At 47.6% G+C, this 24,604-nt stretch carries 27 protein-coding genes and 1 pseudogene; 23 read left to right on the forward strand and 5 right to left on the reverse strand.

The window, feature by feature from the left end; all coding sequences use genetic code 11:
- The first annotated feature begins 238 nt into the window (after positions 1 to 238).
- The 17 genes from HMPREF1207_RS14590 to HMPREF1207_RS14670 all read left to right on the forward strand — a co-directional run bounded on the left by HMPREF1207_RS14590 (position 239) and on the right by HMPREF1207_RS14670 (position 16,662).
- Positions 239 to 2,197, forward strand: a complete 1,959-nt coding sequence (locus tag HMPREF1207_RS14590) for a putative thiazole-containing bacteriocin maturation protein (RefSeq protein ID WP_009676365.1) — start codon at positions 239 to 241, stop codon at positions 2,195 to 2,197.
- The gene (locus tag HMPREF1207_RS14595) at positions 2,194 to 4,137 is read left to right on the forward strand and encodes a TOMM precursor leader peptide-binding protein (RefSeq protein ID WP_009676366.1); all 1,944 of its coding nucleotides are present in this window, start codon (positions 2,194 to 2,196) and stop codon (positions 4,135 to 4,137) included. Before HMPREF1207_RS14590 ends, HMPREF1207_RS14595 begins: the two co-directional genes overlap by 4 nt.
- Positions 4,138 to 4,190: 53 nt before the next feature.
- The gene (locus HMPREF1207_RS14600) at positions 4,191 to 5,771 is read left to right on the forward strand and encodes a SagB family peptide dehydrogenase (protein ID WP_009676357.1); all 1,581 of its coding nucleotides are present in this window, start codon (positions 4,191 to 4,193) and stop codon (positions 5,769 to 5,771) included.
- A gap of 465 nt (positions 5,772 to 6,236) precedes the next feature.
- Complete coding sequence (locus HMPREF1207_RS14605) at positions 6,237 to 6,776, forward strand: RNA polymerase sigma factor (RefSeq protein WP_009676356.1); 540 nt, start codon at positions 6,237 to 6,239, stop codon at positions 6,774 to 6,776.
- The gene (locus tag HMPREF1207_RS14610) at positions 6,766 to 7,692 is read left to right on the forward strand and encodes a hypothetical protein (RefSeq protein ID WP_016423769.1); all 927 of its coding nucleotides are present in this window, start codon (positions 6,766 to 6,768) and stop codon (positions 7,690 to 7,692) included. The genes HMPREF1207_RS14605 and HMPREF1207_RS14610 overlap by 11 nt, the downstream gene beginning before the upstream one ends.
- Positions 7,693 to 7,985: 293 nt before the next feature.
- Positions 7,986 to 8,348, forward strand: a complete 363-nt coding sequence (locus tag HMPREF1207_RS14615) for a hypothetical protein (protein WP_009676352.1) — start codon at positions 7,986 to 7,988, stop codon at positions 8,346 to 8,348.
- A gap of 385 nt (positions 8,349 to 8,733) precedes the next feature.
- The gene (locus HMPREF1207_RS14620; RefSeq protein ID WP_036740130.1) at positions 8,734 to 9,168 is read left to right on the forward strand and encodes a hypothetical protein; all 435 of its coding nucleotides are present in this window, start codon (positions 8,734 to 8,736) and stop codon (positions 9,166 to 9,168) included.
- 4 nt (positions 9,169 to 9,172) lie between these two features.
- Positions 9,173 to 9,691 carry a DNA-directed RNA polymerase sigma-70 factor gene (locus HMPREF1207_RS14625; RefSeq protein WP_009676361.1) on the forward strand — a complete coding sequence of 173 codons (519 nt, stop codon included), beginning with the start codon at positions 9,173 to 9,175 and terminating at the stop codon, positions 9,689 to 9,691.
- A 73-nt stretch (positions 9,692 to 9,764) separates the two neighbouring features.
- Positions 9,765 to 10,022: a hypothetical protein gene (locus HMPREF1207_RS14630; RefSeq protein WP_016423770.1), complete on the forward strand. Its 258-nt coding sequence runs from the start codon at positions 9,765 to 9,767 to the stop codon at positions 10,020 to 10,022.
- The gene (locus HMPREF1207_RS14635) at positions 10,019 to 10,402 is read left to right on the forward strand and encodes a retropepsin-like aspartic protease (RefSeq protein WP_016423771.1); all 384 of its coding nucleotides are present in this window, start codon (positions 10,019 to 10,021) and stop codon (positions 10,400 to 10,402) included. Before HMPREF1207_RS14630 ends, HMPREF1207_RS14635 begins: the two co-directional genes overlap by 4 nt.
- 199 nt (positions 10,403 to 10,601) lie before the next feature.
- A complete protein-coding gene (locus HMPREF1207_RS14640; RefSeq protein WP_009676362.1) occupies positions 10,602 to 10,961 on the forward strand; it encodes a BlaI/MecI/CopY family transcriptional regulator in 360 nt (119 codons plus the stop codon).
- Positions 10,958 to 12,421 (forward strand): M56 family metallopeptidase, encoded by a 1,464-nt coding sequence (locus HMPREF1207_RS14645; RefSeq protein WP_009676354.1) that lies wholly within the window; start codon positions 10,958 to 10,960, stop codon positions 12,419 to 12,421. Before HMPREF1207_RS14640 ends, HMPREF1207_RS14645 begins: the two co-directional genes overlap by 4 nt.
- A gap of 502 nt (positions 12,422 to 12,923) precedes the next feature.
- Complete coding sequence (locus tag HMPREF1207_RS14650; RefSeq protein ID WP_016423772.1) at positions 12,924 to 13,277, forward strand: hypothetical protein; 354 nt, start codon at positions 12,924 to 12,926, stop codon at positions 13,275 to 13,277.
- Positions 13,278 to 13,294: 17 nt separating this feature from the next.
- Entirely contained in the window at positions 13,295 to 15,034 is a 1,740-nt protein-coding gene (locus HMPREF1207_RS14655) for a tetratricopeptide repeat protein (protein ID WP_016423773.1), read from the forward strand.
- A 197-nt stretch (positions 15,035 to 15,231) separates the two neighbouring features.
- Entirely contained in the window at positions 15,232 to 15,996 is a 765-nt protein-coding gene (locus HMPREF1207_RS14660) for a MerR family transcriptional regulator (RefSeq protein WP_009672944.1), read from the forward strand.
- A 1-nt stretch (position 15,997) separates the two neighbouring features.
- A complete protein-coding gene (locus HMPREF1207_RS14665; protein WP_009672941.1) occupies positions 15,998 to 16,348 on the forward strand; it encodes a DMT family transporter in 351 nt (116 codons plus the stop codon).
- Positions 16,348 to 16,662, forward strand: coding sequence for a DMT family transporter (locus tag HMPREF1207_RS14670; RefSeq protein ID WP_009672940.1), 315 nt, complete (start codon positions 16,348 to 16,350; stop codon positions 16,660 to 16,662). The genes HMPREF1207_RS14665 and HMPREF1207_RS14670 overlap by 1 nt, the downstream gene beginning before the upstream one ends.
- Here HMPREF1207_RS14670 and HMPREF1207_RS14675 read toward each other — a convergent pair.
- Positions 16,659 to 16,967 (reverse strand): hypothetical protein, encoded by a 309-nt coding sequence (locus HMPREF1207_RS14675; protein ID WP_170318629.1) that lies wholly within the window; start codon positions 16,965 to 16,967, stop codon positions 16,659 to 16,661. The two genes, HMPREF1207_RS14670 and HMPREF1207_RS14675, sit on opposite strands and share 4 nt — an antisense overlap.
- Before the next feature lie 303 nt (positions 16,968 to 17,270).
- Here HMPREF1207_RS14675 and HMPREF1207_RS14680 point away from each other — a divergent pair, with 303 nt between their 5' ends.
- Together HMPREF1207_RS14680 and msrA are read left to right on the forward strand one after the other, a co-directional pair.
- The gene (locus HMPREF1207_RS14680; protein WP_009672945.1) at positions 17,271 to 17,495 is read left to right on the forward strand and encodes a helix-turn-helix domain-containing protein; all 225 of its coding nucleotides are present in this window, start codon (positions 17,271 to 17,273) and stop codon (positions 17,493 to 17,495) included.
- 94 nt (positions 17,496 to 17,589) lie between these two features.
- The gene (gene msrA / locus HMPREF1207_RS14685; protein ID WP_009672942.1) at positions 17,590 to 18,267 is read left to right on the forward strand and encodes a peptide-methionine (S)-S-oxide reductase MsrA; all 678 of its coding nucleotides are present in this window, start codon (positions 17,590 to 17,592) and stop codon (positions 18,265 to 18,267) included.
- A gap of 123 nt (positions 18,268 to 18,390) precedes the next feature.
- Here msrA and HMPREF1207_RS14690 read toward each other — a convergent pair whose 3' ends face one another.
- Positions 18,391 to 19,248: an arsenite methyltransferase gene (locus HMPREF1207_RS14690; protein ID WP_009672939.1), complete on the reverse strand. Its 858-nt coding sequence runs from the start codon at positions 19,246 to 19,248 to the stop codon at positions 18,391 to 18,393.
- 70 nt (positions 19,249 to 19,318) lie between these two features.
- Positions 19,319 to 19,768 carry a MarR family winged helix-turn-helix transcriptional regulator gene (locus HMPREF1207_RS14695; protein WP_009672936.1) on the reverse strand — a complete coding sequence of 150 codons (450 nt, stop codon included), beginning with the start codon at positions 19,766 to 19,768 and terminating at the stop codon, positions 19,319 to 19,321.
- Positions 19,769 to 19,975: 207 nt separating this feature from the next.
- Here HMPREF1207_RS14695 and HMPREF1207_RS14700 point away from each other — a divergent pair, with 207 nt between their 5' ends.
- Positions 19,976 to 21,274 (forward strand): arsenical efflux pump membrane protein ArsB, encoded by a 1,299-nt coding sequence (locus HMPREF1207_RS14700; protein ID WP_009672943.1) that lies wholly within the window; start codon positions 19,976 to 19,978, stop codon positions 21,272 to 21,274.
- Positions 21,271 to 21,487, forward strand: a pseudogene (locus HMPREF1207_RS29850) (hypothetical protein); the annotation flags it as partial. The gene HMPREF1207_RS14700 and the pseudogene HMPREF1207_RS29850, both read left to right, overlap by 4 nt.
- Here HMPREF1207_RS29850 and HMPREF1207_RS14705 read toward each other — a convergent pair.
- Together HMPREF1207_RS14705 and HMPREF1207_RS14710 are read right to left on the reverse strand one after the other, a co-directional pair.
- Positions 21,465 to 21,995, reverse strand: coding sequence for a cysteine hydrolase family protein (locus HMPREF1207_RS14705; protein WP_016423774.1), 531 nt, complete (start codon positions 21,993 to 21,995; stop codon positions 21,465 to 21,467). The pseudogene HMPREF1207_RS29850 and the gene HMPREF1207_RS14705 sit on opposite strands and share 23 nt — an antisense overlap.
- 179 nt (positions 21,996 to 22,174) lie before the next feature.
- Complete coding sequence (locus HMPREF1207_RS14710; protein WP_016423775.1) at positions 22,175 to 22,504, reverse strand: hypothetical protein; 330 nt, start codon at positions 22,502 to 22,504, stop codon at positions 22,175 to 22,177.
- A gap of 258 nt (positions 22,505 to 22,762) precedes the next feature.
- On the opposite strand from HMPREF1207_RS14710, the gene HMPREF1207_RS14715 reads away from it, so the two are divergent.
- Entirely contained in the window at positions 22,763 to 23,074 is a 312-nt protein-coding gene (locus tag HMPREF1207_RS14715) for an ArsR/SmtB family transcription factor (protein WP_009675357.1), read from the forward strand.
- A gap of 138 nt (positions 23,075 to 23,212) precedes the next feature.
- Complete coding sequence (locus HMPREF1207_RS14720; RefSeq protein ID WP_009675330.1) at positions 23,213 to 24,400, forward strand: MFS transporter; 1,188 nt, start codon at positions 23,213 to 23,215, stop codon at positions 24,398 to 24,400.
- The last annotated feature ends 204 nt before the right edge of the window (positions 24,401 to 24,604 follow it).

Below are 24,604 nucleotides of genomic sequence, written 5' to 3' on the forward strand. Positions count from 1 at the left end.
TCTTTGAAACAGCGGTTGTCTAATGAGAAGAAAAAGACCCTGAATCACTTTGATGTGCGCCCCTAAAATAGATGTTAGAAAAACCCTTGGGTTAATCTAATCTACTTTAGGGGTGTTTTGCGCTGGCGACGAAAAGACAGAAGCTCAACGTTACAGTCATGAGGGACAAATAGCTGTACATAAGATTATTTGTGAAGTGCTGGAGCAGATTGCGAACAGCCTACGGAGGAGGAGTAGAATGACAAATTTGAACCCTTCGATGCGTCTAAAGGTTAAAAGGGATACATTTTTTCTTCCAGATTTGAGCGGTGTGTATTTTCGAAATAATGTAAGCTCGTTCCGCATGGAAGGTGAGGGGATTGATCAGTGGATTGAAACACTGATACCGATATTCAATGGGGAGCATAGATTGGAGGATTTGACTGACGGATTGCCGGACCAACACCGGAACCAGGTGTATGAAATTGCAGAAGTTTTGTATCGTAACGGTTTTGCTCGGGATGTGAGCCAGGATACTCCACATCAATTGCCGGAAGAGGTTCTCACAAAGTATGCTTCTCAAATTGAATTTTTGGATCATTTCGGTGATTCGGGCGCGTACCGGTTTCAGTCTTATCGTCAGGCCAAAGTATTGCTGGTCGGCTCGGGTCCATTTTTGATCTCGGCGATTTCTGCGCTGCTTGAATCCGGATTGCCCAAGTTTTATGTACTGCTCTCGGGTACGGATTCGACTGATCGGCAGCGGATGGCAGAGCTGGTGGCACATGCCCGTATAACGGACTCCGAGGTGGGAGTAGAGGAGGTTACCTTGCAAAAGGAGGGGGAGAGTTGCTGGCGGGAGGCTGTGAGGCCGTTTGATTCGATTCTGTTTGTATCACGGGAGAACGATGCCCGGGAACTTAGAGTTCTTCATGCAGCTTGCCGGGAGGAGCAGAAGTTGTTTCTTTCTGCTGTATGCCTGCAACAGGTGGGTATGGTGGGACCGTTGGTTCATCCGGATTTTGAGGGATGTTGGGAGTCAGCGTGGCGTCGCCTGCACCAATCCGCAATTTCTAAAGACCCGGAACTGCATACCTTTTCTTCAACAGCGGGAGCGATGTTGGCCAATGTGAGCGTGTTTGAGCTGTTTAAAAAGATGACGGGAGCGGACGATTCGGAACAGAACAATCGATTTTTTCTGCTTAATCTGGAGACTTTGGAAGGAAAATGGCATTCTTTCCTGCCCCATCCGCTTGTGACCGGACTTAGCGCACCTGAATGGATTCAAGATTTCGATCTTCAGCTCAAACGGAGATCAAACAAGAGTGAGCATGGATTGATTCCTTATTTCAGCCGATTGACTTCGGCGGAATCAGGGATTTTTCATGTTTGGGAGGAGGGGGATTTAACGCAGCTTCCGCTCTCTCAGTGTCGCGTTCAGGCCATCGATCCGTTATCGGAAGGACCCGCTGGGCTGCTGCCGGATATGATTTGTACCGATCTGACGCATGAGGAGGCGCGACGGGAAGCGGGGCTGGCCGGGATTGAAGCCTATGTGTCGCGAATGGCCGGTTTGCTCGTTTCAATGCTTCCTTCCCATCAGGGAGAAGAGGCCGGCAGGATAGAACCGCAGGAATTTATCGGTATCGGAGCGGGAGAGGTGGTTGCGGAAGGCATTTGCCGAGGGTTGCAAAGGTGTTTGGAGGAAGTGCTGGGCAAGCAACAGGCGTCTCAGCTGCCTTTGGTTTCTCGGGTACAGTTGCGTACGGTAGAAGATAAACACTGTCTTTTTTATTTGGAAGCATTGACGACGATGAAGGGAGCGCCGGTGATCGCCTTGGGAGAGGAAGTGTCTGGGTTTCCTGTGGTGTGGGTCCGTACGAGTGATTGCTGGTATCGCAGTGTAGGCTTAAATGTGACCCTGGCGCTGCGGAAAGCATTGCAGCAGGCTCTGCTGGGGGCGCAAAACCAACCGGATGGCTTCAAATCGCAAGCATTGGAGTTTTCGCCCGTGCGTTTAAAAGAACAGGCACCGCTAAATCTTGAGATCCCTGCATGTGAAGCAACGTCACAACCAGAGGTTCTACAGTCCGCCTTACAAGTTTTGAATCGAAACCGTAAGAGGCTCCTGGTCTTCGATCTGGCGGCAGAACCGTTCTTGAAAGAGGAAGTGGCCGGGGTGTTTGGTGTAGTGCTGCGAGAGGAGGGATCCCGGTGAGCGCTGCTGTTGTGATTGTTGGAGAAGGGGTATTGGCGGATTGTGTGTGCGGAGAACTGTCAACCCAATTTGAGGTCGTTCGTCAGAGCGATTTCGAGGCAGGAGTACCGGAAGCGGCGGATTTGGTTCTGGTGTTGAACGATGCCTGGAATCCTTACATTCATCAAAAGGCAGAAGAGCTGCTGCAGCCAGCCGGCATCCCTTGGCTGCGCGGTTTCGTTTCATTTGGCGAGGGCGTGATCGGACCGCTGGTTCGTCCGGGTACACGAGGGTGCTCCCAATGTGCAGACACGCGGCGCCTCATGGCGGGACGCGAACGCAAGGAAATGCTGGGGCTGCAGCAGAGACTGATGACACGCGGGGGAGTAGAGCGTGATGCATGGGCGTCACGTACAGGACTTTTGCAGGTGGGTCACTTGCTGGCCGTGGAGGCACGGAAGGTGTTACAAGGCCAAACGGTTCACTCGGCAGAGAGGGTGTTTTTGATCAACCTGAAAACACTGGAGAGTACACTTCACCTCGTTCTCCCTGACCCGCTGTGTCCGGTTTGCAGTCAATTGCTTGATGATTCGTCGGCGGCAGCGGATATCTCGTTGCAGCCCAGTCCGAAGATCAGCGCAGACAGTTACCGCTGCCGCGGGATGGATGAGCTGAATAAAGTTCTGACCCAAGACTATCTGGATTACCGGACCGGCTTTTTGAATGGGAAAATGGTTGACCTCAAGTCGCCGTTTGCTGATGTGAGTGTGAATCTGCCGTTGCTTGCAGAGGACGTGGGAACGGCAGGTCGGACACATTCCTATGCGGTGAGCGAGTTGACCGCTATATTGGAAGGGTTGGAGCGGTACTGCGGTCTGGCACCCCGAAGCAAACGGACGGTAATCCGTGATAGCTACCGCAATCTGAAGGATCAAGCGTTCGATCCTGTGAAAGTGGGGGAGCACACGAGAGAACAGTATGCTCAACCGGGGGCTCCGTATACACCGTTTAATCCTGACCACCCAATCGATTGGGTATGGGGGTATTCGTTTTTGCAAGAGCGTCCGATTCTAGTTCCGGAACAGCTTGCCTATTACAGTATGGGCTGCGGGCACAGCTTTGTGTTTGAAACTTCCAACGGATGCGCATTAGGCGGAAGTTTGGAGGAGGCTATTTTTTACGGCATATTGGAAGTGGTGGAGCGGGATTCGTTTCTGATGACTTGGTATGCGCAGCTGCCGCTCCCGCGCCTTGACCTTTATTCCGCTAATGACCAAGAATTGCAGTTGATGATCGATCGTTTGCGGGCGGTGGCGGGGTTTGATGTGCATTTCTTTAACTCAACGATGGAGAATGGAATCCCAAGCGTTTGGGGAGTGGCGAAAAACAGGAAACAAACCGGAGTGAATCTCATCTGTGCGGCCGGGGCTCATCCGGATCCGGTACGGGCCGTGAAAAGCGCGGTTCATGAGTTGGCCGGCATGGTGCAGTCGCTCGACGAGAAATTGGATACGAACCGAGAGACGTATGTTCGAATGTTCCATGATTCATCCCTGGTGCAGCAGATGGAGGATCATTCACTGCTCTACGGACTGCCGCAAGCGCAGGAGCGCCTGCAATTTCTGCTGGATGACAATCGCCCGCTGCGAACGTTTGAAGAGGAATTCAAGCGAGAGGCAAGGCATGCCGATTTAACGGATGATCTGAAGGACCTTCTTAAGGCATTCCACCGACTGAATCTTGATGTGATCGTGGTGGATGTGACAGCGCCGGAAATCATGCGTAATGGACTGCATTGCGTGAAGGTGCTGATCCCCGGGATGCTGCCGATGACATTCGGACATCACTTTACCCGCTTAGCAGGGCTGGAGCGGGTGCTCCGGGTACCCGTGGAACTCGGGTATGCGGAGAAGCCGCTGAGGCTGGAAGATCTCAATCCACATCCGCATCCGTTTCCATAGGTATAAAAACGTGGCGTGGTGAGCCACCCTCGTTCATATAAGGAGGGACAAGGATGAGTCTGGAGGCGTTTCTGGACAATTTGCATTATGACATTGACAAGACCAAACCTCCGGACTTGGCGGTGGATTGGGAAGACGGGCCGCTTGCATATAAGCTCTATCGCGGTTTGCCTGTGGTTCCGTTATCTCCGGAAATCCCGCTGACGCTCGAAGGTGGTGAAGCTCCAATGAAGCCCGACCTTCGCCGGGTGGGTCATTTCCTCTGGTATGTATTCGGGCTCACTCAATTGTCCCAGTCCGTTCTTGCCTCGAATTCCATGGTACAAACGATGGGCCTACTGCAGATGTACCGACGGTTTGCTCCCTCCGGGGGAGCGTTATATCCGAATGAATTATATGTGTATCTGAAGATAGAGGAATTGCCTGCAGGGGTATATCATTATGATGTGGCACACCACCGCTTAGTGTTGCTGCGCGAAGGCAACTTCGATTCATATTTAGCCGGGGCTATGGGTAATCGCTATGACGCTTCGGCTTGCTTTGGCACTGTTTTTGTATCGACCATGTTTTGGAAAAATTTCTTTAAATACAATGATTTTTCCTACCGCCTGCAAGGACTGGATGCGGGTGCGCTGATCGGGCAGCTCTTGGAGGTAGCCAAACGGTTTGGCTTTGCGTCGGGAGTGTATTTCCGGTTTCTCGATCGGGCCGTGAGTTATCTTCTCGGGATATCCGAACAAGAGGAAAGTGTTTATTCGGTAATTCCGTTGTCTGTGGAGCCAGCGATCTCTTGGTTTGCCAATGGGAATGAGGGAGAGGGGAGTGTCTCCGCTGCCGAATTATGCCGGGAGTTGCCAACGGTTCAGCATGACCATTACGTCCGGTCCCGGAGGGTTAATGAATTTCCGATGCTGATCAAAATGAACGAAGCATCCCTATTGGAATCGCTTCGATCGATACCGCGACCCGGAGAGAAGAAGATCGCTCACTGCGGGGGGCATGTGGTGGTTCTGCCCTATGTGAAGCGATTGTCGTATGATCTGGCGTCAGTAAGCCGAAGGCGGTATTCACCGGACAGTGATTTTAGGATGAGCCAGGTAAGCCAAGAGCAACTGGCCTTACTGCTGCGGGAGGCCACGGCCTCCTTCAGATATCGGAATGATTTGGATGGAGCGCGTGAAAACCCTGTTTCCCGCGTCTCGCTATACGTATGTCTGTATAACGTTGAGGGTATTCCGGAGGGTGCTTACCATTATGACAGTGCTGCTCATGCGTTAAGATCAATACGTCAAGGGGATCATCGGCTCCAGTTGCAGGAAGGAATGCCTTCCGATAATGTGAACCTGTTCCAAGTACCGCTATGCTTTCATATTGCAGGGGACAAGGATCATCTTGCAACAGCGATGGGGTATAGGGGATACCGCATCCAACAGATGGAAGCGGGGATGCTCCTGCAGCGTCTGTTGTTAGCAGCATCGGCTATCGGATTAGGAGGACATCCGCTCCTCGGATTTGATGCACGATTATGTGATGAGATCTACAAGATGACTTCGCAAGGATTAACGAGCCTAATCCAAATCCCGATAGGATCCTATCGTCATAGCCCCCGCTTAACGGGGGGATTGCATGGCTAGAAGAGCATGGGCAGAGCTTCTGTGAATCTGGTAGTCTTTTAGAGACAGCAAAAGAGATGCCGTTAGAAAAACATCCGAATCAGCATATTGCGGCGAATTGTGGTTTTACAAAGCTGCAGTTCGCCTCCATACACAGCAGAAGGTCCAGCCGAGAGGCTGGGTTTTTTTTGCTGTTCTGGGTGGTGGGAGGAGAAGCGAGTTTATGTATTATGAAGTCATGAACGCAGTGGGAGCTGCTCGGCACACTTGGCTGAGTTTAAGCGTGTAAGCCGACTGTATCCGAGTGAGGCGTTTTTATTTTGCCCCTTAGCAGGTCAGGAGCTCATTCATGGCAATTTTTCTGCCTCATACTACCACTCGTACGTAGACTCTCCTCCGTATTTAGAAATATTTTCATAGCGTTGATTCAATTTAGGGAACTTTGAGCACGCTATCTTGTCTAATAGGTTGGGAGGGGGGAGATAGATGGAAACGGAGTACCTAAAATATTTTCAAGAAGTCGATAATACGGAATTGTACAATCTGATGACTCAATATGGGGACGATGTGTGGAGGTATGCCTATGCATTGACCGGTAATTACGAACAATCCAATGATATTGCGCAAGAAGTCTTTCTTAAGGTTCATTTGAAGATGTCTACCTTTAGAGGACAATCCTCTTTCAAAACCTGGTTGTTTTCCATTACGAGAAATATTGCGATTAATGAAATGAAATCCAGTTATTTTCGAAGGATTTTGCTGTTTGGGAATGTGAAAAGCACTCGGACAGTACAGTCAGCCGAGGTTTCCTATATGGCGAATCAGGCGGCTGCAGATCTCCGTGAAATTATTATGGGTTTATCTCGAAAACTAAGAGAGGTTCTTATTCTAAGTTTGGAACATGAGTTGACTATTCAAGAAATAGCGGAATTACTTCACATATCTGAAGGAACGGTAAAGTCAAGAATGAGCAGAGCGCGTAAGGAAGTTGAAAAGAGATGGGGGAATCTGAACCATGAATCGTGAGAAACCGAATTGGGCAGCGTTGGTTAAGGCAAGCTCCGTCGGAAGAGACGTATTCACTGAACAGATGAAACAAACGGTGCTTACCCGGGTTGAACAGAATCAAAGAAAGAAACTGAAAATCCCGTTTATTTATATGACTGCTCCGCTGGCAGGACTTCTGATCTGCCTCCTGCTCTTTCCGGTCTTTGATAGTTTGCCGGCAGTCTTTCAAACAATGGAGAAGTCGATAATGGGAGCCAACGGAACTTCCAGCGAAGACATCGCCCTGCATTATGAGCCCGCAAAGGAACTGTCTGCCATCCCTGATACAGATAAGGGAATTAGGGGATATACTTTGTCGCGGCTGCCGTTGACGTCTGTACATGTAAAAGAGACGGTGTCTATTGAAGGAATCGGCAAGTACATGGATTACATTAAATCGGACGAGGATTCAATCTCTTATTTCGGATTTCAGATTTTCAACCATCCTGGTTCTACCGAGGATGAGTTTTACGAGATTGGCTATGGAAAAATGAGTGAAGCGAAACTTCAAAAAAGTGATGCTTTTGGTTTGATGGATCTTCGACTGGATGGCAAATGCGGCCCCGAAAGAAGATGTGTGTATTGGATTGCCTTAAACCAAGATGAGGTTGTGGCCTACGAACAAATGGATGCATGGACCATTTACGAACAAGACTTGGATAAGGATGGGGTAACCGAGGTTGTCGCATCGACCTATGCCAAAGAAATCTATATTTACAAAAATATAAAAGGCCAGATCCAATCGGTCGATGTTCAAGCGGCGTTGAAGGCTGGATATGGAGATGCGGTAACTTATAACCCGGATAACCAAGTTTTTCAGATCACCGGTAAGGGTGGAACGAAAAAATATCGCTATGTCACAGGAGCGGATATGTTCCGTCAAGTGCACGAATAGGGGAGGATGCAGTTGGACATTTGTCATGGCTGCGGCGAGTTTATGGATTTACCGAGCTGAGTCTCGTTTTATACCATGCAGAAGGTCTCGGCGGAACGGCGCCTTTTTGCTGTTCCGGGAGCAGGGAGGTAAGCGCGCGGGATCAAACTCTTTTAAACTCAAAAATAGGTCGCGTTGGATATAGCTTGCGTGTAAACTTGACTATAAGACTTGTTAATATATAGAAATCTTCGGGGGAAGTATTTTCCCGCGCAAAACGGGATAATTAACTTAGTGTTTAGGCGGTGACTTAGATGAATGAAAAAAGTTGGCTAGTCGTGCAGTTTCCCTTAAAAAGCGTAAAAGGCAGCCAGCGCGACCACTGGTTAAAAGACAAAGTGACGGAGTATCTGGGGATTTTTTTATCGGATGCCGAGCTGGGCTATGTGGACGGGTTTGATATGGGAAAATGCGTTTCCGACCCGACTGCTTATGCTCTTAACATATTTTGCGTCGTTACGGATGAAGCAAGCGGTATTGCTTTGATCAAGAGAGTTTTAAGAGAATACAGGCTGGATTATACTCGCATTAAAATTGCAGCTATGCCCTATGAGAACGGAGACGCCTACACCCTGAAATATGCTTACAAGAAGGGCGTGACCGATTTTTCGTTATAAGGGGATGGAGGCGTGAACATAACATGAAGTTTGCTGAGTTCAGACAGAGGTAGAAGCCACATGGACATGGACGAAGCGGAGTGAAGGAATACGGAAATGGAGTGACTCTACAATTAATAGGTTAACCCGATAAATCAAAAAGCTACTTCGGACAGAGAGTTACTGTTTTCGAGGTAGCTTCTTTGACCTATTCCGAATAAATATAAACATCATTTCAATCCGCAGAAAGATAAATACCATCTATCCGACAATCCAAGCATAATATAGATGGTTTATTTTATCAAATATGTTCGATGTATATATCTATTATACATTTGATACATGCCATCTTCAAAGGTAATATAAGTTTATAAATACTAAATTTTACCTAAAAGGGGAAGAGTGAATGATTGGTAGATTTGAAAATAATATAAAGATTGATTTACCACAATTTGAATGGTTTTTACCACGTCCTCCTAAGCCGGTTTTATATATAACAATATCAAAAGAGAAAACGATTACTTTTAATAAGAACCTTTGTGAAAATATCCCCAAAAAAATTAAAATTGGGGTCAATTCAGATGGTACCAGACTGGGACTGATAGGCTTTCCAGAAGAGGGGTATCGCATTCCGAAGAATGGAGTAGTCAGGGATGAGTACTTGGTTCATTGCATTGAGGAACGCGGGATTCGTTTGCCCGCTAGATATTCAGTTGAAAAAATAGATGAACTATGGCTAGCCACGTTAATTCCCTCTACCCCTGCACCAACAACTCCAAGAGCGACTCCTAAAAAACCAAGAACAAATGGACTTAAAGCTATGCTTCCAAAGAAGAAATAAGGCAATGGAAAAAATTACTGAAGATGATGTTGTGAGACATTATATATCTCTTGTCACACAGGAATGTAAAGACTCCTATAAAGGCTTGGAGTTAGAGGACCGAATTGCAGAAGGTGCACTTGCCCTAATCCATGCAATACGTACATATAAGGTGCAGTATGGATGTTTTGAAGAATACATGCTTTTACAACTGAAATTCATTATGAGGGACAAAAATAAAGAGGCATGGAAGGCAAGGAAGTTGGAGTCTTTGCTCTCTCTAGACGCCCCGTTGTTCAACAACAATAGTACCTTCTCCGCCTTGTCTAACTTCTTAGGTTCAAACTCTCACGATGAAACTGTTTTTGAAGTGAATTATTTTATAGAGAATTTGTCAATAATAGAGAAGCGAGTTGTCCTCCATTTAATAGAAGATCGCGATTTGATTAAGATATCTAGGCACCTCGGAGTCTCGGTTTCACAAATACAGCATATTATCGAGAACATTCAAAATAAGGTTGAGTTATACATGAATGGTTATTAGTAATTGAGAGGAGCAAAGCTTTTAGTGTGCTATACTTAAAGTAAAAAAGTACTAACTTTCAGAGGTGACGAAGATGCGTTGGGAAGAGGTTAGAGAGCAATTTCCAGACGAGTGGGTGGTCTGTGAGGCTTTGAAGTCTCATTCAGAAGACGGTTACTGGCTCATTGATGAAGTGGCACTTATTGATCGATTCGACGATTCCGCAGTGGCAATGAAGCGTTATTACGAATTGCATCGGGAACAGCCTTACCGGGAGTATGGTTTCTTTCACACATCTCGTGAAAAGCTGAAGCTTCGCGAGAAGTGGGCGGGGGTTAGAGGGCCCAGATGAATATTGAGGTAAAGTACGGGTTACCATTTATAGAAGTTGTGATTTGTTATCGGGGCGAACAACTTCATTTGAAGCACGTTTTGCTCGATACTGGTTCGGCGGGAACAATTTTCAGTGCAGATGTAGTAGATGCGATCGGAGTTAAGGTTGAACCTGAGGATGTTCTGAATAAGATAAGGGGTGTAGGGGGAGTAGAAGTCGTTTACTCTAAATATTTTGACTTCGTGAGGACAGGCGAGGTTTCTTTGGAAGTTTTTGAAGTAGAGATAGGAGAAATGAATTACGGGTTGGAAATTGACGGAATACTAGGTTTTGATTTCATCCAGGCTGCGGGGTTAGTGATCAATTCTAAAGAATTGACTGTGGGCGCGGGGGTTTAGCTGCGCTATCCCAGAATATTTCAAACCTTACGCGGCGACGGATTTTGAATTTACACTTTACGAACCGCCCCATACATACAAGAGACCCGACCGACAGGCTGGGTCTTTTTGCTGCCCCCACTCTTGACAACAGAGGTTTACTACAATAAACTCATTACATCAAGGTTTATCATAATAAACCCGCAAGGGGGCGATCCGATTGGAACCGTACAAATTGTTCGATGCCGAATACAAATTTGCCTGTCTGGTTTGGGATCATGAGCCGGTCAACTCTACCGATCTGGTAAAGCTAAGCCAAACAAAGCTTGGCTGGAAGAAGTCCACAACCTATACCGTGTTAAGAAAGCTTTGTGAGCGGGGGATCCTCAAAAACGAGGGAGCGACGGTCACCGCAATCATTAAGAAAACCGACGCGCAGAAATACGAAAGCCGGACGGTTGTCGATAAAGCCTTCAACGGATCTTTGCCGCAGTTTTTAACCGCTTTTCTGGGTGAAAAGAAACTGTCGGAGAAGGAGGCTGAGGAGCTGAAGCGGATTATTGAGGAGGCAACCCGATGACGAGCCTGTTCCTTACGATCCTTAATATGAGCATTACGGCCAGCTATGTCGCAATTGCGGTTATTATCACGAGATTTCTTTTGAAACGAGCTCCTAAGATATTTTCTTATCTATTATGGCTTGCCGTAGCCGTAAGACTGGTCATTCCCGTTAGTTTCACTTCAAGCTTTAGCCTGTTACGGCTGGTACAGCCCCAAGGCAGGTCCGGAACAGGCTTCATGGAGTTTGTGCCGCAGGATATGGGGATGCAAAAACATCCTGTGGTGGATGCCGGAATAAGCGGAATAAGCCATTTTATTAACTCGACTCTCCCGGCTGCCGCGCCTTCGTCAAGCGCAAATCCCATGCAAATCATCTTGTGGATTGCAAGTATAATCTGGGTAACGGGCACGTTCGTTCTCCTTTTATACAGCGTCCTGTCTTATTTGAAATTAAGGAGCAGAATCCAAACGGCGACACTCGTAAAGGATAATATTTTCGAAACGGACCGGATCACCACACCTTTTGTATGCGGTTTTCTGAAGCCGAGAATATACATTCCGACCGGTCTTAGCGAGCATGAGCTGTCGTATATTTTACTGCATGAAGAGACACATATCCGGAGACGGGATTATTGGATAAAACCTGTGGCGTTCGTGATTCTGACTGTCCATTGGTTTAACCCTCTTATGTGGCTGTCTTATGCGCTCATGAGCAAGGACATGGAGATGTCCTGTGATGAGTGTGTCGTGGACAAGATGGGCGACCAGATTAAAGGAAGCTACTCCACAACTCTGCTTTCACTTGCGGTAAGGGGGAGTGGGTTACGGACCGGTAGTCCGCTTGCTTTTGGGGAGGGGAATATTAAGGCAAGGATTAAAAATATTCTCGCCTATCGTCAGCCCTCCTCTTGGATAGCCATAGGCTCCATACTTGTTATTGCAGCCTTGGTACTAGGTTGTGCGGCCGATCCCAAGCCTTTGTCGCATTCGTCCCAGTTATCCTCGCAGCCGCTCTATTCCGGGTATGATATGGACATGCTTATGGGGAACAAAACGCTCTATGTCGGCAACCACATAAAGGTAGGCGGCCTCATCGGCGGAATGCCCAGGCCAAGCGGCTTGGAAGGCAGGGGCATCGAGCTTCAAACGAAGGCACAGCCTTACGGAGTTACGGTCTATTATGTCGTGAACGACGATACGGTTGTGTTAAAAGACGGAACAATCAGCGGAGAAGCTTTTTACCGGAATTCCGTCCTGCTACTGAGCCTGATTGATAACGTCGATTGGATCACCTATTCGATTGCGGACCCTACGAGTCCGAATGTTGACCCGGCGTACAGCTTTACGCTCACAAGGGAAAAGGCAGAAAAAATGCTGGGAGAGGATGTCAGGTCCTACGGTAAGGACCAAACAAGCCTACGGCAGCTCATTGATCGGTTGGAACGATTGAATTTCAATGAAACCGGGAGTTCGGTTTAGTCATGTGACTACGATGGGTGTCGAATCCCGTGCCGTCTCGCCTTCCGACCCAGCAGAGTGTCTCAGATGAAGGGCTGGAGGGAAAACGAAGTGCACCCCTTATGGACAATTAAAATAAATACCCTGTGTATAAAACCGATGAAGACGGACTGACCCTTAATGTGAAACAAATCAAATCACCTTCAAGAAGAATGCTCCCACGTCTTACGACGCGGTAGACAACTTGGAGGTGTTTTTTTATGGCAACTAGAGTTATTGTTAAAGCTAATGCAACAGCTGGGACTATAGGATCATAATAGTGATAATGAGGAAATTTTTAAATAAAGAACTAAATAAGGGCATAACTATTAAAACTTAAAACCAAATAGACGATAATAGTTAAATCAATAAACTGAGGAGGGGCGTCAGGCGTATTATCAAGGAAAAGGATGCAGTATTAACCAGACTTAAGGGAATCATGATTGTACAGCGAGTGATACTAGTATAAGGGGAGCAGAAAGAGATGGTAAAAACATACCGCCTTTGTTTTACTTTTGCGGCAATACTTTTAACAGCCGGATGTTTGCTGATTTATTTAGGGTTCGATAAGAAGTTTAATTACTACAGTAGCGAAAAGTTTACCGATTTAAATCGAAATGCCTATGTTGGCGGCGATGCTTACAATTACATCATAAATTCCAATTATTTTACGGGGTATGGCGTTTTGGGTTGTTCGGCTTTTATTTGCGCGACCATGTTTTTTTGTACGGCTCTTTATCTAAGATCCAAGGATCAAGAAAGGGCAGTATTATCCGAAGTTAGAAGCAATGGTATAGATCAAGAAAAAATAATCTCGCACGAATTACCTCCTTTATAAAGGCATAGGTGAACAACATGACTGAATCCAGGTATAGAAAACTCGCGGATTACCACCCTCTAACGTGGAGCCCTACGTCTCTTGTAGAAGTGATCAAAGGAGCCATTTTGATTGACCAAATAGAAGGGAAGGTCCTACTGCAGCTAAGGTTATGCAACATTTCCGATAAAAATATCTCATCTGTTCATATTAAAGTGATGTGTTTTGATGAAACTGGTGAAGCAATTTCGGAAAACAATATAGTAGAGTTTGCTTTTCAAGATCTGAATATAGGCTCTGGAACTACCTTTGGTGAACAGAATCCTATTTTTTTGGGAGATCCGAGGGTACGCAAGGTAAATATTCTTTTTAGTAAGGTCATGTTTACGGATGGAGAAATTAGAATCATTGAAGAGTCTGACGCTAAGGCGTATCCAAGCCAAATACTACTAGACGATTTAGGAAGAGAGCTTGTTACAGAACTGGAAAGAATAGTTCCCGAAACGAATTCTTTTGAGAAAAAAGTCAAACCACAATTATATGCCGATGGTACCTGGACATGTTTATGTGGAAGGATTAATGAGTATCAAAGGACAAATTGCGTACGATGTGGAAGGGCAATAGATTGGCAATTAAAAAAAGTGAATCATGAATTTTTGCAAAACTCCCTTAACGAGTATAAAGAAAAGTTACGTGAAGAGAGGAATGAGCAAGAGCGTTTACGGATAGAAGATGAAAAATTAAAGGCTGACAAAGAAAAACAGAATAAATTAGCAAATGTAAAAAAGCAACGAAGAATTGTTTGGATAGGCTCTCTAATTGTAGTGATTGGTATAATAGTATATATAGGTTATAAAATAGCCGAGCCTAGAATCCAATTTGCTATGGCCAATCAAAAGCTTGAAGAAGGAAATTATGAAGAGGCAAAAGAGCTTTTTAAAAACCTAGGGGATTTCAAGGAAGCGAAAAATATGGTTAGGGAGTCGGATTACCGCCAAGCACTGAATTTTAGAGAAACGGGTAAATTCACCGAATCCATTACAGCGTTCTATCAACTAGGCGATTATCGTGATAGTTTGGAACAAGAGAAAGAGAGTCGGCTACAATTAGGGAATTCTTTCTTCGAAAATAAGGAATATGATAAGGCGGTAGCACAGTTCGACCCGATCAAAAATTACAAAGAAGCTACCGAAAAATACACGGAAAGTGTATATCAGCTCTCGCTTGTTCATCTTAAAAAAGAGAAATTTAACGAAGCGGCTGCCAATTTTGAAAAACTTGGAGACTACAAGGATAGTAAGAACCAACTGATTGAAAGTAAATATCAGATTGCCGCCAATATGAAAGGTAGCCGTAAAGAGCTTGAGCAAGCACGAGAAATATTCAAAGAATTGGGCAATTATAAGGATTCGGCCGCAAAAGCGGAAAACATGTCAACCGCACTTAAATGGCATGGAAGATGGTATAAAATCCGTTATGACCAATGGGTTGGAGGAACGGTAGAATCTGATAAAACCTATGGTCCTTTCGGCAAAGAACCATTTTATGATTATATTGACATCGATTTTTATAACAATAAAATGGTGGAATTTTCCGATATTGCTACTTTAAATTTTGATCTTGCAATCTCAGGAAATACACTAACGAGGGATTTTTACGGTAATAAAGATAAGTATGTTTTAAAGGGAAATAAGCTGGTGTTTGAAGAGCTTGGCCATGTCACGAAGTACAGAGTAACTTATGTAAGGGAAGACGTTAAAGATCAGGAGAAGCCTTAAGTTGTTCGCAGATAAAGTAAAGGCGGATTGTTCGGCCCTGATTTTTCTCCAACCTCATGATGAAGCAGCAACGAAATATCTAAAAGACCAGTGAGTAACTCTGCTGGTTTTTTTGTATGTTCAATTTTTAATAGATAGCTCCCTTGACTCTCTCCTATACTGGAGACTGTATAATTATGGGGTAGGGAGGGACATAGATGTACAGTATCGGAGAGTTGTCCAAGAAGACGAACATATCGATAAGAACGCTGAGATATTACGATGAAATCGGGCTGCTAAAGCCAGCAAAGGTAGCGGATTCGGGCTACCGGTACTATTCCGGCAGGGAAATTAAGCTGCTCCAGCATATTGCGGCGATGAAGGAGCTGGGTTTTACGCTGGCCTCGATCAAAAAAATGCTCTCTTCCGAGGAAGAGACAAGCGAGATTAATTGGAGAGCTTATCTGGATTTTGAACTGGCCGCGGTTGCGGAAGAGAGAAGGCGGCTGGATGAGATGGAAAAACTGCTCCAGATCACACGGCACGCGTTCGAGATGAAGGGAGATGTCGAGTCGGAGGACATTTTTCTATTCATCCGGTCTCTAAGCTCTCCATCCGAGGGCCGGGAAACGTTCCTGGCTCAACATTTTACGGAAAAGGAGATCCGGATCATTGAAAGTTTACCGGACCTGAGTGCAGACGATCCGCGGAATATGGCGTGGGCTAAATTGATCCGGGAGGTCAAGGAGCATCTGCATGAGCCTCCGTCTGCGGCCGTTTCTCAAAAGCTTGCGGCTCGGATCGTAGAAATTTCGATGGATTGGTTTCAGCAGGATGAGCAGCTCATCGAAAAATATTGGGCATTAATCCGTCCCGAAGAAGGTGAAGAAGCGAAGGTGTACGGAATGGAAGCCGACGTGATGGATTATATCGACCGGATTGTCGACTGGCATTTACAGCATTTGGAGGAGGGGCAGTCGTAGAATGGGAGCCAAATCGGAAGTGCGGATGAGTGAGGCCAGAGCATGGACCTATGTGATTCTGGGGGGACTGCTGGAGATTGTGTGGGCAAGCGGATTCAAATATGAGGCTATCCCGGGTATTGTCGTGCTTATCGCCCTGTTGACGAGCTTCGATTTAATCATTAGAGCAGCCAAGGTTTTACCGGTGGGGACGGTTTATGCCGTGTTTGCAGGTATGGGGACGCTCGGGACTACGATTGTGGAAATCGTCATGTCCGGAGGGGCTGTCAGCATGGTACGGATTGTTTTTATACTTCTTCTGCTGACGTGTATCGTCGGTTTGAAATTGTCGGGTAAAGGAAGTGAGGCGTGATGGATTGGCTGCTGCTCATTTCGGCGGGCCTGCTGGAAGTGATCGGGGTGATCGGGATTAAACGGGTCGCCCAAAAGAACAATGTCACCAACAACATTATCCTTATCGGGGGATTTCTCGTAAGCTTCCAACTGCTTGTCCGGGCAATGGAAACGATCCCTCTGGCGACGGCTTACGCGGTGTGGACGGGAATCGGAACGGTCGGGGCCGCCGTAGTGGGGATGTTATTTTTCAAGGAACCGAGAGGCTGGATACGGATCGGTTGTATTATCGGCGTTATATTCTCTGTCGGCGGGTTGAAATTGGCCGGTTAAATGAGTAGAGGAGCTGCGGCGGCAGCTCCTTTTTTTGTTTTCTTCACAAGGCGGTCATAGTTGATCGGTGTAAAATTGAGGTGCCGTTTGCTGCCCGGGGTATGTGTAGTGAGAAGCTCCTGTGTAAGATAGGGTTGATTGTCCAGGGAAATACGGGTTAGCTGTTCCTTGATTATGTTCGCGGAAAAAGAAAGGACTAAAGAAGGGGGTTCCAAAGCCTCCAAACCCAAACGGACTACCAAATCCCCCGAACCCAAACGGAGTTCCAAATCCTCCAAATCCTCCAAATCCGAACGGACTTCCAAACCCGAACGGGCCTCCAAAACCTCCGTGCCCAAAACCTCCGTGCCCAAAGCCGCCGTGCCCGAAACCACCGGGTCCAAAGCCTCCGAATCCTCCGTGAAAACTCATATGTGCTGCCTCCCTGTCTAATGGTGTAGGTATTTGACCTTGGTATTGTATGGGCTTCTGTCATAACTGGTGCTTAGACGGATGTAAAATAGGCTTTGCCAAATTCCGATGAGCTTAGGTAAACCTCCATTCATGTGGTATACTTAAACAATAAGTCAAGAAATGTACTGGCTAAGATTAGGAAGGTTGCCGTCCCTATGCAAGCATTCCAGGATTGGAATCAAAAGGTAAAAAAGACGTTCAATGCGACGAGTAACGAGGTTGTTTTGACGGTCACGGAAGCGGGAAATTTACTGGGGCTGTCCAAAGATCAGATGAAGACTTATGTAGATAAAAGCACGCTGACCAAGGTGCCGATCATGAGAAGCGTTCATAGGTACCTTTTATTGAAAAAGGAAATAGACGAGCTGCTAGAGCGGTAAAAAACACCTGGATAGGTGTTTTTTTATTAGCTGCACCTGCGGATGGGGAACATTAGCCCGGATAGACTTATTCATACGGAGGAGGCCGGATTGAATGAACGATTGTCGTGCCGGAAAGGAAACGGCGGAGCGTACGCTTCCGCAAAACAATCTGCAAACGGCAACGCTCGGAATGGGTTGTTTCTGGAGCCCGGATGCCTTGTTCGGCCATTTGCCCGGTGTAATCCGCACCAGGACAGGCTATGCCGGAGGAAGGACCGAACAGCCGACTTATCGCGAAATGGGAGACCATTCGGAGACGGTAGAGCTGGAGTTTGACCCGGCGGTGATTACGTTTGAGGATATTCTGGACGTGTTTTGGGACAACCACAATCCCGTCAACATTAACGGGTATAAAGGGCGGCAGTATTTGTCGCTGATTTTGTATCATAACAGGGAGCAGCAGGAGGCCATACAAGCGGTGATTTCCCGGCGTAAGAAGCAGGGAAGCACGGAAAGGGAGACGGAAGCGGCTCCCTATTCGGTTTTTTATCCGGCTGAAGAACGGCACCAGAAATATTATTTGAAAAGATTTCCCGATGCCGTCGACAAACTCGGCACATTGTATCCTTCTCACCGCGAGCTGGTGAATTCGACTTTGGCGGCGAGGCTGAACGGACTGGCCAAAGGCTACACGAGCCTGGAGCGGGTTGCCGGAGAGATCAAGCAGTGGCCGATGGAACCGGAGGCCCGGGAGAAGGTTCTCGATCTGATCCGGCGGATCCGGTGGTAGGCAGCTTTCGGGGCAAGCCCAGGCAGGCATAGTGCCGGGCTCGGCAGGATGCCGATGGTTTACGAGGAACATCTGATTCTTGCAGCATCCGCCGTATGGAGAGACGCTGAAGCATTCCTGTTGTCAACTGTCTGCGCCTGAAGGCTTAACGGCCTGGATGACCGCCGAGACAATGTACCGGTCAATCGCCGCGCCTGGAACCCAGTCTTTAATAAAAGCTTTGGACTGATCTTTCGGCTCGATTGAAATACCGGTAAAGCCGCTGTTTTGCAGCAGACGCTCCAAATCGGCGATGGAAGAAGCGCCGGAAATACAGCCGGAGTAGAGATCGTTTATGTCGTTTCTGATCTCCTCCGGAAGCTCGGCCGTGGTGACAATATCGGAAATGGCGAGTCTGCCTCCCGGCTTAAGGACGCGGAAAGCTTCATGGAATACCTGCTGTTTATCCGGCGAGAGGTTGATGACACAATTGGAGATAATCACATCGACAGAGCTGTCGCGGACAGGCAAGTGCTCAATTTCTCCGAGCCGGAAGCCGGTGTTGGAGAAATTGCCCTTCTCCGCGTTGCGGCGCGCACGGGTGACCATCTCGGGAGTCATGTCGACTCCGATGACTCTGCCGGCGGCACCTACCTGCCGGGAGGCCAGGAAGCAGTCGAATCCGCCGCCGCTGCCCAAATCCAGCACGGTTTCGCCGGGCTTCAGAGCCGCCATGGCTTGAGGATTGCCGCATCCCAGACCCAGATTGGCACCCTCGGGCACGGCGGTCAGTTCCTCTCCGGAATAGCCCAGCCTGGCCGAGATGGCATCGAAATCGGCGGGGGTATCACAGCAGCTTTCCGTCTGGTTTTCTGCCTGGCTTTCCGCGGGCGCACCGGGAGAGCAGCAGGAGGTCAACGGGATGGATTTGACGGCTACTTCTTTGTATTTGCTGCGTACATTGTGACGAATCAGATCGTGGTCGCGTTTTTCTTTTGTCATTATAATCACTCCTGAATAAATGAATAGTCTGTTGATATACTTGCAAAATGCAACTATTTGTTGGAAAAGCTTACCCCGAAACCGGGGTACAGCAGCGGCTTGATTTCCCCATTGCGTCGTTAAACAGCTTAATGGAGCGGATCAGCGTTTCCTTTTCAAATTCACTCATATAAGAAAAAATTTCTTCGAGGTAATCGTTCATCTGGGTATCGATCGCGGTCGCGACGAATTTTCCTTCCGTGGTCAAAGAGAGCGTGTGGATACGCCGGTCGACAGGATCGGGTGTTTTCTGAACGAGTTTCATTTTGATCAGAGACTGCACCTGCCGGCTGAATGTTGTGATGTCGGTTCCGAGTATTTCGGCTACCTCTTGCATGGAAGGCTTGTGCCGGCGGTCGATTTCATAAAGAATGTGGCTTTGGACGAGGGAAATATCGCATCCGCCGACTGTGCAGCAGTTTTTGTTCAGCAGCCCGAAACGCCGGGTCATCCTTTGAAAAAGCTCCCGTTCATCCTGCAAAGGAATCACCTCCTGAATCTGTTATACAATGAATTATTGCAAGTTGCAAGTATATTTGAAATCAAGAAAAAGAGGTTGTATATATAAGTATATGGTTATATAATAATGTCGGCTCGAAATTGTTTTAGGATATTCCGGATTACAGGGCTCTTATAATGAATAATTATTGGTAACCGTGAACGAAGCGTTAAATTGGAGGTTGGATCGGTGATTACTGTAGTGTGGGCGTGTCTCATTTTTTTGATTACGTTGACGCTGATTATTTGGCAGCCCCGAAATTTGTCTATCGGTTGGTCAGCGTGCGGGGGAGCGGCGGCAACTCTTCTTGTGGGTGTGGTCACCTTTCAGGATGTGTGGGATGTCACGAATATCGTCTGGAACGCAACGCTGACATTCGTGGCGATTATTCTGATCTCGCTGATTCTGGACCGGATCGGCTTTTTTGAGTGGGCGGCGCTGCATATGGCCAAAGCGGCCAAAGGCAGCGGTCTTCGCATGTTTATATATGTATCGGTGCTCGGAGCGTTTGTCTCGGCGCTTTTTGCCAATGACGGAGCCGCTTTGATTTTGACTCCGATTGTGCTGGCCATGGTGCGGGCGCTGCGTTTCGACGAGAAGAAAGTGTTCCCTTTCATTATCGCAGGCGGTTTTATTGCGGACACGACGTCGCTGCCGCTGGTCGTCAGTAATCTGGTGAATATCGTTTCGGCAGACTATTTCGGGATTAGTTTCATGGAATACGCCGGGCGGATGATCGTGCCGAATGTATTTTCGCTGGCTGCCAGCATTCTGGTGCTGTATCTTTTCTTCCGGAAAAGTATTCCCCGGCATTTTGACGCGGAGCAGGTGAAAAAACCGGCGGATGCGCTTAAAGATCCCGCCATGTTCCGATTGTCGTGGGCGGTGCTGGGAGTTCTGCTGGCCGGGTATTTCGTCAGCGGGTTTCTGAACATTCCCGTGTCGGTTATCGCCGGCGCTATTGCTGTTTTCTTCCTGTTGATGGCGCGTAAAAGCTCTGCCGTTCCGGTCCGGGAAGTGGTGAAAGGCGCTCCGTGGGCGATCGTCTTTTTTTCCGTCGGGATGTATGTGGTCGTATACGGGCTGCGCAATGCAGGCTTAACGGATCTGCTGGCCGGTGTTATTCAGGCGGCGGCTGACCAGGGGATGTTCGCGGCGACGATGGGGATGGGTTTTCTTGCCGCTTTGATATCGTCGCTCATGAACAACCTGCCTACCGTCATGATTGACGCCCTCGCCATTGATGCAACCAGCTCGGCGGGCGCCGCCAAAGAAGCGTTGATCTATGCGAATGTGATCGGCTCCGACCTGGGACCCAAAATTACCCCTATCGGTTCCCTGGCGACGCTGCTCTGGCTTCATGTCCTGAATTCCAAAGGACTGAAGATCTCCTGGGGCACTTATTTTAAAACGGGGATTCTTCTTACCGTTCCTACGTTGTTTATTACCCTGCTGGGCCTGTACTTCTGGTTAAGGATTCTGGCGTGAATGAAGCGGGCGTAGACATTTCGGCCCAGACGTCGGACAAAATCGATCCGGCGCTGCTTGACCGGGCCGATCATGTCGTCATCTTGTGCGGAGATGCCGCCGCATTTCCGGCGTGAGCACTGGGGTTTCGACGACAAGGCACAGGACACGGAGTCGGAGAAGCGGGCGGTTCTTTGCTTTTTGCCGGCGGTTAAAAAGCGATGGCTTCCATAGGCTGCAGCGAAGCAAACCTTCCGTTCCAAATATTTTCATGATGCTCAATAATTTTGGATGCGGGCAGGACGGAGCTGTCCAGGGTGCTGTGGCAGTCTTTTGCGACTAGATTGCACTTGTATCCGTGGCTGTAAGCCGAACGCAGGGTGGTATCCAGGCAAAATTCGGTCTGGGCGCCCGCAAACACGAGCTGTTCGACCCCTTGCTTTTGTAAAAAGTCCGGCAGCTCCGTTTCGTGAAAAGCATCCCACGTCGTTTTGCGGATCACCGTGTCATCTTCACGCCGCGCCAATCCATGATAAAGCTGCCAATCCGAGCTGCCCGGGTAAAATTCATCGCCGGGATCGGAGCTGGTGTGCTGGATGAATACGACGGGAACCGAGGCGGAGCGGGCTTTGTCAATAAGGACGTTAATCCGGCCGGCCAGCTCGTCTTTCCGGTACAGGTGATTCTCCGGCAACGTGTAGAACACTTCCTGCATGTCGATGATCACAAGCGCTTTTTTCAACGTAGATTGCCCCTTTACCGCTTTTTCCCTAAGTATAGCCCGCCGCGGAGTTGGTGAACAGGGGGTGTTTGGCGCCTTAGGAAGGAGAGGCGTGTGGAAAAATTTCATAGAAGAAAAGCTGACTTCTACCACGGTAGGAGTCAGCTTTTCTTATCTTAAATTTTGAAGAATAGAGTTGTTTAAGTTACAGTTAATTGATTGATCTCAATAAGAGTGCCGCTAGAATTGTAAATGTTAACGACATAGTAACCGGGCTTGAGGAAATAAATATAATTATCTTCAAACTTTAAGCCGCTGGAAGACCCTTCAACCAGTTGGAAAGAAACTTTTCCGAAACTGGGAACGCTCCAACCCTTGGTGCCTCCGACGACATGGTAGGTGTGGATTGTCCATACATTACTTGCAGTAAGGTTTGTTTGAGTGACTTGTACTTCTTGGGCCAGGGCACTTCCGCCAATCGAGGCTGCGATAGAGAGAGTAGCTAATGAAGTTAATAGTATTTTTTTCATAATAACGCCTCCACTACTATTTTTTAGAAACTGGCCAGTTCCTACCTATTAATTTTATTAAATAGGCTTACGCATAGATTACCACATTTAAATATAAATGCAAATATTTACAAATTTTAAAATGATAAAACAGGAATTTTGTAGGACAATATCCAATGAATAACATAAAAAAATTGGTAGTTTAGAACTAAATTCTAAAGAGTATAATCATATCTGTCCCGGGTTTACAAATCTACAATTCTAGATATAATAGGGAACATGGAACCTTTATTGATCTACAAAGCATTGGCCAACGAAACAAGGCGGCAAATTCTCGACTGGCTCAAAAATCCTGCCGAACATTTCGACCCGGCGCCGTACATCCAGCACGGCATCGAATTCAAGACCGGGGTCTGCGTAGCGGATATGCAGGGGAAGACGGGTCTCGCGCAATCGGTAATTTCCAGCTATTTAGCTACTATGCAGAAGGCGGGTCTAGTCGAATCGGAACGGATAGGCAAGTGGACGTTTTACAGACGCAATGAAAAAACAATCCGGGAGTTTGCCGATTATATCCGGAATGAACTGTAGGAAGGAGCGCTTTTTTTTACTTAAATATATCTATATATTTAGATATATGAATAAAAGTATGAATTCGTCTTATTCATGAGAATTCACTTCTCATTCCACATAGATACAAAATACGAGTCAGACAGGAGTGTTTACTGCATGAAACAGAGAAATACGCTGCTCATTGTGATTCTCGCCTTGGGCGTTTTCGGCATTATTACGACAGAAATAGGCGTGGTCGGAGTGCTGCCCCAAATTACAGAGAAATTCGGGGTAACGGCCTCCCAATCCGGCCTGCTGGTCAGCTTGTTTGCCCTCGTGGTGGCTGTGTCCGGACCGTTCCTGACACTGCTTGCCTCGGGAATAAATCGCAAACGGATTTTGCTTCTTTCCGTCCTTGTCTTCACGATTTCCAACCTCGTTTATATGATGACGACCAGCTACAACGTGATGCTGCTGTTCCGCATCCTCCCGGCGCTCTTCCACCCGGTGTTTTTCTCGGTAGCGCTGGTGACTGCAGCCAAACTCGTTCCCCCGGAAAAGAGCGGCCAAGCGGTGACCAAAGTTTTTGCCGGCATTACGGTCGGGTTCGCTTTCGGCGTTCCCCTCACTTCTTATTTGGCGGAGCAGCTTTCGCTGGAAGCGGCGTTTCTGTTCGGGGCGCTTGTGAACGGGGCCGCATTTATGGGCATCCTTTTCTGGCTGCCGTCCATGCCGGTTAAGGAAAGAATGTCGTACGGCAAACAGCTTGGTATTTTAAGGAAACCGGGTTTATGGCTGAATATTGCTGCCGTGATGTGCTTGTTTGCGGCTATGTTCTCGGTTTACAGCTACTTTGCGGAGTATCTGGGCCAAGTGACCCGGATGACAGGTTCGTTAATCAGTGCGATGCTGATGGTGTTCGGTGTCGTTATGATTATGGGAAATTTTCTGTTCGGTGTTCTGCTGCAGAAGAGCGTAACGAAGACAGTTCTGCTGTTTCCGCTTCTGTACGTAGTCATTTATTTGATGAACTACTGGCTCGGGTCCTATCTGGTTCCCATGATCGGTATGATTGTCTTGTGGGGGATTGTACACTCAGGCGGGCTCATTATCAGCCAGACATGGATGATGAAGGAATCGGGAGAAGCTCCCGAGTTCGGGAACAGTCTTTTCGTATCGTTTTCGAATCTGGGGATTACGATAGGAAGCGCGGCCGGAGGCTGGTTTATTTTCCGGCTCGGTGTGCATCAGCTTGTCTGGAGCGGGATCTTGTTCGCTGTCCTGGCGTTCTTCCTGATCCTGATTAAAATGAGCGTATTCCGTGCTCAAGCGGACTCGGTGGAACACCGGGCTGCTGCCGAATAACGCTTTTCAAGCGTTAAGTGCGAGGTCTGGAGTGCGTCGTTTGAGGTGAGATAAGACGGGGATACTCAACAGGACCTTGCGGCTTGTACAGGCAGGAAGACTTTTGTACGATAAGGATGATCCGAACAGAGAACGAGGAATAGGACATTCGGATAAAAAGGCTCACGCGAGGAGCCGGAGAAACCTTGCCGACAGGGGGAGAAC

Origin of the sequence: Paenibacillus sp. HGH0039 (genome assembly GCF_000411255.1) — a bacterium.
GTDB lineage: Bacteria > Bacillota > Bacilli > Paenibacillales > NBRC-103111 > Paenibacillus_F.